The sequence below is a fragment of the Pedobacter sp. AC379 genome (genome assembly GCF_979258145.1).
Genome location: NZ_OZ409839.1, coordinates 4,895,145 through 4,907,973 on the forward strand (window position 1 = coordinate 4,895,145; position 12,829 = coordinate 4,907,973).

Annotated in this window: 9 protein-coding genes; 5 read left to right on the forward strand and 4 right to left on the reverse strand. The window is 38.4% G+C overall.

The window, feature by feature from the left end:
* The first annotated feature begins 353 nt into the window (after positions 1 to 353).
* The 3 genes from ACZZZW_RS21170 (at position 354) to ACZZZW_RS21180 (ending at position 3,247) form a co-directional block, all read left to right on the forward strand.
* On the forward strand, positions 354 to 956 hold the full coding sequence (locus tag ACZZZW_RS21170; RefSeq protein ID WP_055906384.1) for a TetR/AcrR family transcriptional regulator: 603 nt from the start codon (positions 354 to 356) through the stop codon (positions 954 to 956).
* Positions 953 to 2,101: an FAD-dependent oxidoreductase gene (locus tag ACZZZW_RS21175; protein ID WP_463496365.1), complete on the forward strand. Its 1,149-nt coding sequence runs from the start codon at positions 953 to 955 to the stop codon at positions 2,099 to 2,101. The genes ACZZZW_RS21170 and ACZZZW_RS21175 overlap by 4 nt, the downstream gene beginning before the upstream one ends.
* Before the next feature lie 288 nt (positions 2,102 to 2,389).
* The gene (locus tag ACZZZW_RS21180; RefSeq protein WP_055906653.1) at positions 2,390 to 3,247 is read left to right on the forward strand and encodes an SGNH/GDSL hydrolase family protein; all 858 of its coding nucleotides are present in this window, start codon (positions 2,390 to 2,392) and stop codon (positions 3,245 to 3,247) included.
* 431 nt (positions 3,248 to 3,678) lie between these two features.
* Here ACZZZW_RS21180 and ACZZZW_RS21185 read toward each other — a convergent pair whose 3' ends face one another.
* The 4 genes from ACZZZW_RS21185 to ACZZZW_RS21200 all read right to left on the reverse strand — a co-directional run bounded on the left by ACZZZW_RS21185 (position 3,679) and on the right by ACZZZW_RS21200 (position 10,690).
* On the reverse strand, positions 3,679 to 4,761 hold the full coding sequence (locus ACZZZW_RS21185; protein WP_055906391.1) for a phytase: 1,083 nt from the start codon (positions 4,759 to 4,761) through the stop codon (positions 3,679 to 3,681).
* A gap of 1 nt (position 4,762) precedes the next feature.
* Positions 4,763 to 6,022 carry a hypothetical protein gene (locus tag ACZZZW_RS21190; protein ID WP_055906395.1) on the reverse strand — a complete coding sequence of 420 codons (1,260 nt, stop codon included), beginning with the start codon at positions 6,020 to 6,022 and terminating at the stop codon, positions 4,763 to 4,765.
* 23 nt (positions 6,023 to 6,045) lie between these two features.
* The gene (locus ACZZZW_RS21195) at positions 6,046 to 8,823 is read right to left on the reverse strand and encodes a TonB-dependent receptor (RefSeq protein WP_463496367.1); all 2,778 of its coding nucleotides are present in this window, start codon (positions 8,821 to 8,823) and stop codon (positions 6,046 to 6,048) included.
* Positions 8,824 to 9,085: 262 nt separating this feature from the next.
* Positions 9,086 to 10,690: a tetratricopeptide repeat protein gene (locus tag ACZZZW_RS21200; RefSeq protein WP_055906401.1), complete on the reverse strand. Its 1,605-nt coding sequence runs from the start codon at positions 10,688 to 10,690 to the stop codon at positions 9,086 to 9,088.
* A gap of 380 nt (positions 10,691 to 11,070) precedes the next feature.
* Here ACZZZW_RS21200 and lat point away from each other — a divergent pair, with 380 nt between their 5' ends.
* A complete protein-coding gene (lat, locus tag ACZZZW_RS21205) occupies positions 11,071 to 12,402 on the forward strand; it encodes an L-lysine 6-transaminase (protein WP_055906404.1) in 1,332 nt (443 codons plus the stop codon).
* A gap of 2 nt (positions 12,403 to 12,404) precedes the next feature.
* Positions 12,405 to 12,806, forward strand: coding sequence for a hypothetical protein (locus ACZZZW_RS21210; RefSeq protein ID WP_463496370.1), 402 nt, complete (start codon positions 12,405 to 12,407; stop codon positions 12,804 to 12,806).
* Positions 12,807 to 12,829 lie beyond the last annotated feature (23 nt).

The following is a 12,829-nucleotide window of genomic DNA, read 5'->3' on the forward strand; positions in this document are numbered from 1 at the left end:
CACCGGGCCTATTAAGTACCAATGAGGGTGTAAAAGGGTCGGCACCGGGCCTATTAAGTACCAATGAGGGTGTAAAAGGGTCGGCACCGGGCCTATTAAGTACCAACAAGGGTGTAAAAGGGTCGGCACCGGGCCTATTAAGTACCAATGACGGTGTAAAAGGGTCGGCACCTGGCCTATTAAGTACCAACGAGGGTGAAAAAGGGTCGGCACCGGGTCTAATAAGTAGCTTAGGGAATGTAATTGCAATTGGAATACTGTTAGAGAATTGTCAGTTAAAGTTAATACTTTCGAAAAACATCATAAGTAAACAAACGTTTACTTACTTTTGATCCATATTGAAACATTAATATATGCGGCCAAAAAATTTAATCAAGGAAGATGCTATCCGATCGATTGCATTACAAATTATTTCTGAGGAAGGACTGGAGAATTTGAGTATGCAGAAACTGGCTAAAGCGGCCAATATTTCTCCCCGAACCATCTACATCAAATATGAAAACAAAGAAGATCTTTTAATTAAGCTCTTTATAGAGGAAGTACTTGGTGGATATGAAAAAGCCATCCTTGAAAATTTTGATCCAAAAATGGATTTCAGGGAAGGGATGAAAAGGTTATGGTTAAATACTTTCCATTACCTTAAAAACCACAAACCTTCTTTTTCCCTGCTCCAACACGGCAAATCATCCCCCCTTTTAAATAAAGCTTATCAGGAAAAAAACATCAGGCAAGGTGAATTTTTTGCGCCCATTCCTATCTTTTTAAAAACAAATATTGAGGCAGGCTTGATACCTGATTTACCACTCGATGTATACAAGGCTTTACTTTTTTCGCCTGTGAATGATCTGGTGGCAGAATATTTTGACCATGCAGACCGGCCAATTCAGATTATTACTGAAGAAATGATTTTAACCTGCTGTGAAACCGTGATTAAAGGAATAACTACATTAAAATGAAACAGATTAAAGATAAAAAAATTGCCATTATTGGGGCCGGCCCCGGAGGTTTAACACTTGCACGACTGTTACAAATGAATGGTTTTGAGGTGAATGTTTATGAACGCGATGTTGACGAAAATGCCAGGCCAAAAGGTGCAACTTTAGATTTACATGATGAATCGGGTTTAGCCGCACTTCGCGAAGCTGGTTTAATGGATGCTTTTAAAGCGAACTATCGCCCCGGAGCAGATCGGACCCGCATCATTGATCAACATGGCGAAATTATATTTGAAGACAACGATAATCAAAACAGAGAAGATTTCCGTCCTGAAATTGACCGTGGCCCACTACAAAAAATCCTTTTGGATTCTTTAAAACCAGAAACTGTAATCTGGAACAGCCATTTTGAAGGGCTTAAAAGAAACGGAGATTCGTGGCTGATTGAATTTAAAAACGGCAAATTGCTAGCGGCTGATATTGTAATCGCAGCAGATGGCGCAAACTCAAAAATCCGCCCGTACATTACCCCAATTAAACCATTTTACGCTGGCGTAACCATTGTGGAAGGTGCTGTTTATGCATCAGCAACTTCAAGTCCGGAAATGCATAAATTGCTAAACGGCGGCAAAATATTTGCACTAGGCGGTGAAAAATCGCTAATTGTGAGCTCAAAAGGTGATGGTAGCCTGGTATTTTACACAGGATGCAATACCACAGAAAATTGGGTTAAAGAATCGGGCATAAACTTTTCTGATAAACTGCAGGTAATTAACTGGTTTAAAAATGAGTTTTCAGATTGGGATCCGATCTGGCTGGAGTTGTTCGAAAATGCTTCAACTGGTTTTGTTCCACGCCCTCAGTATTGTATGCCGCTGGATCAAAACTGGTCGTCGCTACCAAATTTAACCATGCTGGGTGATGCAGCCCATTTAATGCCCCCTTATGCAGGCGAAGGTGTTAATATGGCCATGCTGGATGCATTGGAGCTTAGCAATTGCTTTAAAGATCCGCGTTACAATAATAGCGGGGAAGCCATTTTCGCCTATGAAAAACAGATGTTAAAAAGGGCTTCAGAAACGGCAGATATCACTATGCAATCTACCGCAGCACTTCATAGTACAGATGCAATCAATTTTATGATGAACATTATGGGAATGGAATAAAAAAAGGGCCCTCATTGCTGAGGAACCCCAATAAGATTTCTAAACCGTCCCGATGATTTGATTCTTAATGTAAATGTATTGCGCAAGGTTTCATAAAGAAATTAAAATAGAGCAATGGCATTAAATAATAGATGTAAGGTAGCTTTAGATACACATCTGTTTTACCAATAAAGAAATATTGCTAAAAACTAATGGAAATCTCCTTAAATTCATTGCCGATCGTTTACTTTTAGCCGAATTGCTGATAGTTGGTTGATCGCAAAGGAAATGAATTTAACATACTATTTTATGAACAAACGATCCTTTACACGCTTCAGCATATTATTACTTGCTATTACAATTATCAATTTCTCATTTATACCCGTTAAAGAAGTGAAATGGACAGCCATTGGTGACTCTATAACTTATCTGAATAATCATTTGGATGAAACTGGCAACCGGACAAAAAAAGGATATTTGGATATGGTTAAAGAACGGTTGCCAAACATTAACTACATTAACCAGGGGCATAATGGCTGGACAACCGTTGGCATAGCCAAAGCGATTGATAAATTAGGCATTGAGGAATCGGAACTTTATTCTATTTTTCTAGGCACGAATGATTGGTGGGCGGGTATTCCTGTAGGATCTATTAACGATTACATTAATGATACCGGCACAGCAACCAGCTGTGGTGCTTACCGTAAAATAGTTAATAAAATAAGGAGTATTAACCCAAAAGCTAAAATAGTGCTGATTACACCCATGCAGCGAAACGATTTTGTATATATAGCCAATGCAAACAACAATGCGTATGGATCTTACAAAGAAAAAAACGGTCAAACTTTAGAAAGCTTCGCGAATGCAATAACCGCAATCGGTAAGTATGAAAACTTTGTTGTGGTTGATCTATACCACAACAAAAAGCTTAAACTCGAAAAATTGGTTAAGTTTAAACGGCTAAAAAATCCTTCATCAGGTAATTACCAAAATTATAGCTATCCTGAATCCTCAACAATTCCATTCGATCCTAAACGTGATGATTACCCCTACCCGATTGATGCCATGAGGATGACCTATGATGGTTTGCACCCATCTGATAAAGGAAACAAAGTAATTGCAGAAAGTTTGGTGAGGGTTTTTAAGAAAATATTGGATGGGAAGTAAAGGAAGCAATCTTAATGGCTTATGGCCCACGCTTTTTCCTTAAACCAGTCACCCTGAGCGTAGTCGAAGAACCTTAAATCATTTAAGTCCCGTTCTTACGTCTTCCTGAACTTGTTTCAGGATCTTTCTTTTAAAGCATCTCAAATAGGTAACTACAAAACAAATTTCTCGACGGCATTGTACTCTGCTCGAAATGAGATCATTTCTATAAAACCTGTTACCTCTGGTACCGCATTCGTCATTGCGAGAAGGCTTTTTCAGCCGACGAAGCAATCTTAATGGCTCATGGCCCAAGCCTTTTCAATAAACCAGTCATTCTGAGCGTAGTCGAAGGGCCTTTTACATCACAAATGGTCTTCGACTCCGCTCAGACTGACAAATCAAGAACTAGCCTCATTGTAAATGGTTATAATCAACCATCTGCAATCACCTTAATTTACAGTAAGTTTTTTGCCAGCAATATCTTCCCATCTGTAATAATGAAAAGTTTTATCATCACTCATGGCTACGAGCAAACCATGTTTAAAATCAGCATTTAACGGTACAGATACCACATCAATTCCATCCGTTTGGTTTGCCGAATACTTAATTGTGGTTAATAATGGATGTGTAAAAACACCATCCTTCTGATCGGCCACTCTATTGTACACTTTAAGTTGTTTTGCACCTTGATCGGAAACGAGAATATAACCTTTATCTGCTGAGGTTTTGTATATCGCAATCCCTTCATTATCTACAGCAAAATCTCCCTGACCGAAAAATGAAAGTTCCTGGTTTCCTTTCTCCGGATCTACATAATATTTGCGTACGCCTACCTGTTCATCACAGTAATACACATAACCTAGCTCATTATCAACAGCAATGGCTTCAATTTCTTTTTTGCCACTGTATTTACCGAATTTCCGTACCAATTCTGCTTTAACGTTTCCCTTTCCATCATCAGTTAACAGGTATTGCCAAAGATAAGAACCCTCTTTTGGTCCGCTTTTACGACCAACTATGGCATAAATCTGTCCTGCTTTATTCTTATACATCGAAATGCCCATCAAATCGCGAAACTCAGCACCGGTTTCTCCCACAAAAACCTCAATTCCGCCATTGTCTACTGGCTTCATATCAGGCATGGAGAAGATTCTGAGCTTATGCGTCAACCGTTCTGTAGTAACTGCAATATCGGTCGGTTTTCCGGCTAAGGTTAGGCCATAAGCAATATCTACATTATCAGGTCTTTTTAAGCCTTTAACGGTTTTAGTTTTAATAATCTTCCCCTTAAGGTCAAATACATACAAACCACCATTTTCATCTTTATCGGTTCCAACCACAAGCGATTGTGCTGCATCGGCAGGGTTTACCCATATTGCCGGATCATCGGTATCAAAATCTACAGGGTCTGAAATGTACAATGGTTTTACTTCAGCTGTATTAATATTGTTTTTTGTTGTATTGTTATTGCAAGCTACGGTTATGCCTAAAACAGCAAGTATAGCGAGGTTTAAAATATTATTTTTCTTCATTTTACAATTTAGTTCCATAAGCGCCAACAAAGGTAGATGGCTGTGGTGAGGTATAGGTAATTCCGTTTTTCATTATGATACCTGCCTGATGGTGGCGGGTAAAGTTTGTTGTTCCTTTGCCTAATGCAGGAGAGTTTCCTTGCAGGTGAAAATCCCAGGCTGTATTAAAATCGGCAGTATTTACGGCAGTATTTACCGGATAATTTACAAATTTAGGGTCGTTGGCACCTGCTACATTGCTGATCACATCATTTTTACCGCCTACAATATCGCCTGTTGGCTGAAACTGGTTTACAGTGGCTTGATCGAAACCATAATACCAGTTATTGCTATAAGCAGAGCGGCTGTCTTCGGGCTTTTTAGGGTCTCTTTTCACCCCAAAGCGGGTATTGGCAAAAAGGTTATTGTAAAGATCGGCACGTACGTTACTTTCTAACCAAATCGATCCACCTTTGGCTGTAGGCCTTCTCCAGCCGGTATTTACCATGGTATTGTTATAGGCAATGATATAAGTTTGCGGTGTTTTATCGCCGGTATTGGATAATTTTAAGGCATTGGTATTGGTGCTATACACTAAATTATAGGCTATATCTGCCAGGCAACCTGATTTAAAATTCATGGCTTCTCCCCCAGTAACACCTGTGGTATAAAAAACATTGTTTGCAAAAATAATTTTTCCGCCCTCAATATAAGTGCAATCCTCCTGAAGGTTTCTAAAAATAGTGTTTTGAACAACAAGTTTGCCTTTTGCATTAGCGAACCAAAGTGCCGGCAAACTTTCGCCGGCAACAGCCTTGTAAAGTCCCATTTTGACAGATGTTGAGGCATCGGAAGTTTTAGCACCTCCATATTCAATAATCACATGATCTAACACCAATTCCTCGCAGGTTGGTCCGGCCAAAATACCGCCCCAAAGCTTGCCGAACTTAGTTGTTGGCGTTTTATAAAACTCATTCACGGTAAATTTAATTGGATTTTCTGTTGTTCCAAGGGCGTACAGATTGCCTTTTACAATAAACTCGGGTTTAGCAACTGTATCCATTAAAATCGTAACCCCTTCTTCAATGGTTAAGGTTTTACCTTCAGGGATAATTACATCACCTTTAATTACCTGTGTGCTGCCTTTTGCCCACACACCAGAAATTTCTCCGATTGCCGAGCCATTCACAGCAGTGGTATCTACATCGATATTGGCTTTTTCACATCCTGCAAGGGCCACTACAAGAAGGATTAATAATTTAAAAATCTGATTCGATTTCATGTCTTTGTATCTTTAAATTCTATTTAATTAAATTTATATCTGAAGCCAACAAGGTAGTTTTGGCCATAGTAATCACTTCTGATTAATGTATTTCCGTTTTTAACCAGGTCTTCATTAATCTTATCGTTTTCCGGATTGGTACCTTTAATAAATAATTTGGTTGGCGTATTTAAAATGTTATTTGCTTTTATAAATACGCTCATCCCCCCTTTAAAACGTTTCTCGGCTGATGCATCCATCTGGATAACTCCTTTCTGCCATAAGTCGTTATTTAAAAACTGGGAAACCGTGTTGATACGTTGACCTGTATATGCCCCTGCAACTTGCGCATCCCAACCTTTTTTAGTATCCTTAAATAATAAAGAGAGGTTGGCAATATGTGCTGACTGACCATAAAGCGGGCGTTCCTGATCAACAGATAGTGCCTGGATGTCTCCGGTGGTAGCGTTAATGGTTCTTGTTGTTTTAGTGGTAACAATGCGCGAATGTGTATAGGTATAATTGGCTTTTAAACCGATTTTGCTAAAATACTTGATATAATCTACCTCTGCACCATAGTTATTGGCTGTTCCAAAGTTTCTTGGGGTATAATAAATGTCCTGTCCGCGGGTGGCATCAGCCTGGAAAGTATATTCAATCGGATTTTTGATTTTCTTGTAAAAAGCACCGATCAACAACTGTTCTGATGCGCCTGGAAAAAGCTCATACCGTAAATCATAATTATCTGCCAGGGCACGTTGCAAATTCGGGTTACCACGTTCCTGAAACTCTTCATTTACTACTTTTCCGGGTGCAATTTCATAAAAACCAGGGCGGTTTAACGCTTTGTAATAAGAAGCGTGCAACTGGGCCTTTTCTGTTAGAAAATATTTGGCCGTTAAACTTGGCAACACATCTGTATAAACCTGATTTCCTTTCGGGAAAGATTCTCCTGCAGCGAAAAGCAGGTTATAGCCCTGGTTGGTGTGTTCTACCCTTGCCCCTCCCACTATTTCCAACTTAGCTGATGCGTATTTAAACATCCCATAACCTGCACCAATTTTTTCAGTTGCATCATAGGTAAGCGAATTGGCTACTGCACCGGTTGGGTTACTCACAACCAAGTTCAAATCAGTATAATTCTGGAAATTTATGCCATAAACATCAAATGCATTCGCCGCACTTGGAGCCATGTTGTAGTTGTTAAAAAAACTGCTTCTTTGCTTATCACGGTACAATCCTCCTGCCATAATATCCAGTTTATCAGTTCCGGTTAAAAGGTGGTAGGTTAAGTCGAGATATCCTGCTAAATCTTCGTCGGTATTGCGCTCCCACCTGCGTGTAACCGGATTGGTATTGACCAAAGTGGTGCGTTTGCGCTGGAAATTCTGTTCTACACCATTCAGAATGATACTTGTGTTTTCGGGTACATCATTTTTAGCTGAAGAATATACCGCCGACCATTGTACCTTAAATTTATTATCAAAAAAATGATGATCGCCATGCAATGTACTGTTGTAAATCTGCTGTTCGGTTAAACGGCTACGGGTATCGTAAACCAACTCTGCATTTCCTGCGGTAGGATTATACACACCGTTATAAGTAGTGAATACTGCATCTCTAACCTGTTGGTTTTTAAGGTTAACATACACATTGTAAAAGCTGATTTGGTGATCTTTGTTAAATACGTAATCAATTTTACCATGTAAACCGGTACGTTGCTGTTGTTCAGAAAACTCGCGGTAACTTTTACTGGTAATTGAAGCAAATGCATTGGTGCCAACTACAGCATTGTTGTAAAAAGTACTGTTGCTGCCGCGGTAAGTGTTTTGATAGCTTCCGGCCAAAATTACGCCCAGCTTTTCATCGAAGAAACGCTTACCTATAGATAAGCTTCCGATTAAATTTGGTGCCGGATTTTTATATTTATAATCAAGTGTGCCTTTTGTAAAATCGTTCTGTGTTGCAGTATAGTTTTTACCGTTTAACTCGTAAGGCGATTTATATTGAATGCCTGAAGCATTGTAGCTGGTAAACTTACGATCGAAAAACAACTGGCTGTAACCGGTAGATACATTTGCATTTACCTGTAACTGACGGGGCGCATTTTTCATCACCATATTTATGGCTCCTCCAATGGCATCACCCTCTAAATTTGGTGTAAGTGTTTTATATACCTCTAAGCGGTCGAGAATGTCAGCAGGAAAAAGATCAAGCGGAACGTAACGGTATTTATTATCCGGACTAGGAATTTTAACCCCGTTTACCAATGTATAATTGTAACGTTTATCCATCCCCCTCAATATGGCATACTGTCCGTCGCCATTGCTGTTACGCTCTATAGATACCCCCGAAACGCGTTGCATTACATTTGCAACAGTTAAATCTGGTGAAATCTCTATGGATTTGCCTGATACGATATTCATCAGTTGGGTGGCATTTTTTTCCAATCGCCTTGCCCCCTGATCGGTAGAACTTACTGCATTGGTTTTAATGGTGATGTCATCAAGGCTTTGGGAATCACTTTCCATATAAAACTTTAAATGATCGTTATCCTCTTTCACCACAGTTACAGTTTTTACAATCGTTTTGTAGGTAATGTAACTTACACTAATTGTAGTAGCCCCAACTTTTACATCCTTAAATTCAAAAGTTCCATCCAGGCCTGTGTTGGTAATACGCCGTGGGTTATCTAAAACAACTGTAGCACCTACTATAGCCTCTCCAGTTTGCTTATCATAAACGTGCCCCTTCAGTTTTGTGGCATTGGCTGTGCCTGCACAAAAAAGAAGTAAAAACAGAATTTGTAATGATTTATTCATTGTGTTTGGTAATGTCTTTTTTATTTATCGACGGGCAAAGGTGTATACACCATTTTACACAAAGAAATTATGAGGGTTACATAAAGGCAACAGCGTTACATGAGGCATATATCAAAAGGCAACACCAATAATTAAAAAACTAATTATCAAATACTTAAGCACCTTAAAAAACGCCGTTATGCTTTTATTACCGTTACATTAACAAATTGTTAAGCCCTAAAAACCACTTAAAAAAGGTGATATTTTGATATAAATGTAACGCTTACAATGCCTGTATAAATGCAGATAAATTGTCGCCTTGCGCCAGGTTGAGCTTTTTACGGAGCCGGTATCTCGAAACCCTTAAGCTATCGGTAGAGATGCCAAGTAAGGTTGAAATATCTCCTGAATCAAGATTCATTTTGAGCAATGCAATTAAGCGCATATCAGCAGAAGTAAGTTCATTGCTATATTTCTTTAACCCTTCGAGAAACTGGTGATGCACCTGTTCAAAAGCAACAGTAAATTCTTTCCAGTTGCGTTCGTGGTTAAAACTCTGGTTAATCTCGGCCAAAATTTGGTTCATCTGCTTTTTCTGATCGCGTTTATCATCTTTTACCATTGCCTGTAAAGTTGTGCGAAGGTTTTCCAAAAACTGGTTCTGCTTAATCAGGTTTAAAGTATGGGTAGAAAGTTCTCTACTTTTAACCTCGAGCAATTGCTTTAAGTTATGCTCTTTCAGCTGTAGATTTTTTAACGCCAAACTCGTCATATCGTGTTCAATATCCTTTTGCCTGGCCAAAGTTTGCTGATCTTTGAGTTTAAACCTTTGCCTGCTGAAAACGACCAAACCCAATACCACCAATAATATAATGACTATGGTTGAAGCAAAAGCAATTATTTTATTAACTTTTCTATCATTTTCCAGCTTATTTATTTCGGTGGTTTTTTTATTGATATCGTATAATACCTGTAAAAAAGCCACTTGTTTGGCCCCATCCTGTGAGTAGAGATCGATTGTATATTTATAGCCAAGTTTAACATAATAATAGGCACTGTCCATTTGGTTTAACAGCTCATAAGCTTTACCCAGATCGCGGCAACAAGAGGCCAGTTGGTAGATATTGCCCAAATCGCCAGCCAGCTTCATCGCCGCAGCAGTTTGTTTAATGCTTTCTCGATAACGGCCGGTTTTACGCAAAATATCACCTAAATTGTTAATGACTTCGATGCTTCCCAAATTGTTATGATCGAGCCTGTAAAGATTTAGCGACTGTTTGAAATTCACATAAGCGAGGTCGTATTTTTCCTGATCTTCATAGATGCTTCCCAGGTTTTCGTAAATTTTAGCAGCACCACTTTTATCATTGATCTGTTCGTTTATTTTTAAGGCCAAATTCTGGTAATAAAAGGCACTATCGTAATTTTGCCGCTTTTCGTAAAGCTGCCCAATATTACCAAAAACAGCAGCCTCCCCTTTTAAATCGTCGTGCTGCTTGTAAATATTCAATGCTTTCCGATAGGCATTCGTGGCTTTATCGTGCTGTTTCATGTAATAGTACAAAATACCCACATCGGCTAAATTAGCTGCTATTAATAATGGCTTTTCTGCATTGTTGAAGATATGATCGGCTTTTAAAAAAAACTCCAGCGATTGGCTAAAATGCCCTTGTGTATAGCATACCTTACCCATTTGCTGTAAACACTTTCCTTCTAAAAGTTCATCATTTCCATCAATCGCCTGTGCATAAATTTTCTTCAGCTCAACCAATGCCTGTGTTGGGTTTCTTTGATTAACAGAAATTATAGACTCAAACTTTTCGTCTTGCGCTTTGGTAAATGAAATAAAACTTAAAGAGATGAGGAGGAGGATAACGTATTTTAACATGTCATTATGATCACCATTGCAATCTTTAACAAAAGAACATGATTCGTATTAAGTTAATGTTAACTCAAATAAAAGGGTTATTGTGATCCTTTTAGGTGTTCACTTTAGGATGATTAAAGTGTTGACTTAAAATATTGCGATGCAATGAAATATTAGCGGCTCAAATATCCATACGCAAGCAAATAGTTAGAAAAACGGCCCGTTATTTGGCAAATTATCATCAAAAAGTTTTCCACACCTGTGAAGTCCAAAACCTGAATTTGTCTATAATCTAACTTTAAACTGTTTAAACCTATTTTTTAACTAAAATGCACAAAAAGTGCTTAAATTTTGATTTCAGGCACATTTAACTAAATTTGAAATATACCAAAATCAAGTTTATGTATCAATTAACAGTACCTGCAAATCGCGTTAGCGAATCGTTAAGTAAGCACATTTTGGCTGATGGTTTCGACCTGACTTACGACATGGAAAAAAGTAATGGAGCGTACATTTACGATTCTAAATACAATAGAACTTTACTCGATTTTTTTACCTGTTTTGCTTCCGTTCCATTGGGTTATAACCATCCCAAAATGATCAATGATGAAGAGTTTAAGAAAAATCTTTTTCAAGCGGCTTTAGCAAACCCTTCCAATTCGGATGTATATACCCAGCAATATGCACAGTTTGTAGAAACATTTTCTAAAGTTGGTATTCCAGCTTACCTTCCTCATGCTTTTTTTATTGCCGGCGGTGGCTTAGCCGTTGAAAATGCAATTAAGGTGGCCATGGACTGGAAAGTACAGAAGAATTTTGCAAAAGGGTATACCGAAGAAAAAGGCTTTAAAGTATTGCACTTCGAAAGGGCTTTTCATGGCAGAACAGGCTATACTTTAAGTTTAACCAATACACTACCTGATAAAACCAAATGGTTTGCCAAATTCGACTGGCCCAGAGTTTCTGTTCCTGAGGTTAAGTTTCCACTTGTAAATGATAATTTAAATAACGCCATTCAAACTGAAGAAACATCTTTGGCACAAATTAAAAAAGCTTTTGCCGACAATAAAGATGATATCTGTGCAATAATTGTAGAGCCAATCCAATCTGAAGGGGGCGACAACCATTTAAGGGAAGAGTTTCTGATCCAGCTTAAAACTTTGGCTGATGAAAATGAAGCCTTTTTAATTTATGATGAAGTACAAACCGGCGTTGGTTTAACAGGTAAATTCTGGTGTCATCAGCACTTTAGTGAAAAGGCACAACCAGATATTATCGCTTTTGGTAAAAAAATGCAGGTTTGCGGCATTCTTGTTGGCAACAAGGTAGATGAAATTGAAACAAATGTGTTTAAGGTTCCAAGCCGGATTAATTCTACCTGGGGAGGAAACCTTGTAGATATGGTACGTTCTACCCAGATTTTACAAATTGTAGAAGAAGATCAACTTTGCGAAAATGCAGCTAAAGTTGGTGGATATTTAAAAGATCAGCTGACCCAATTTTCGCACAAATTTGATCAAATGAGCAATGTACGCGGCAGAGGCCTACTCTGCTCTTTCGATTTCCCTAACAAAGAAATACGGAACAATTTTATTAGTAAAGGACTGGAAAACAACGTAATGTTTTTAGGATGCGGAGAAAAAACAATCCGTTTCAGGCCCGCGCTATGTATCGAACAAAAGCATATTGACGAAGGGCTGACGGTTATGGAAAAAATATTGCCTTTATTGTAAGCATGAAGAAAAATTCGCTTACCTATATTATACTGGCTGCTGTTGTAATCCTAACTTTCTTCATTGTGAAGGATACGCTGAATCAAAAGGGAGTTGAAGATATGAAAGCTGGTTTTACAGAAATAGCTAAATACAGAAATGCCAATAATACTGGGCCTGTGCAACGCATTTATATTGTTACCGTTAAAGATTCGGTATGGAAAGAGATGGAAGATTATGGCAATTTAATGCCGCATACCAAATATGGAAATACAAAAGTTTACTTCTTTATGGAGCACACCAATGTGCCTAAAACATTAGAACCTGGAGAAGTGAACTTTGATCCTCAATACAATAAATCCTGCATCGCACTATTCGAAAAAAGTGCAATGAGCCAGGTGGCATTTAATAAACATCCGTTTTAAACGCAGATTTTTTTTGTTATAAT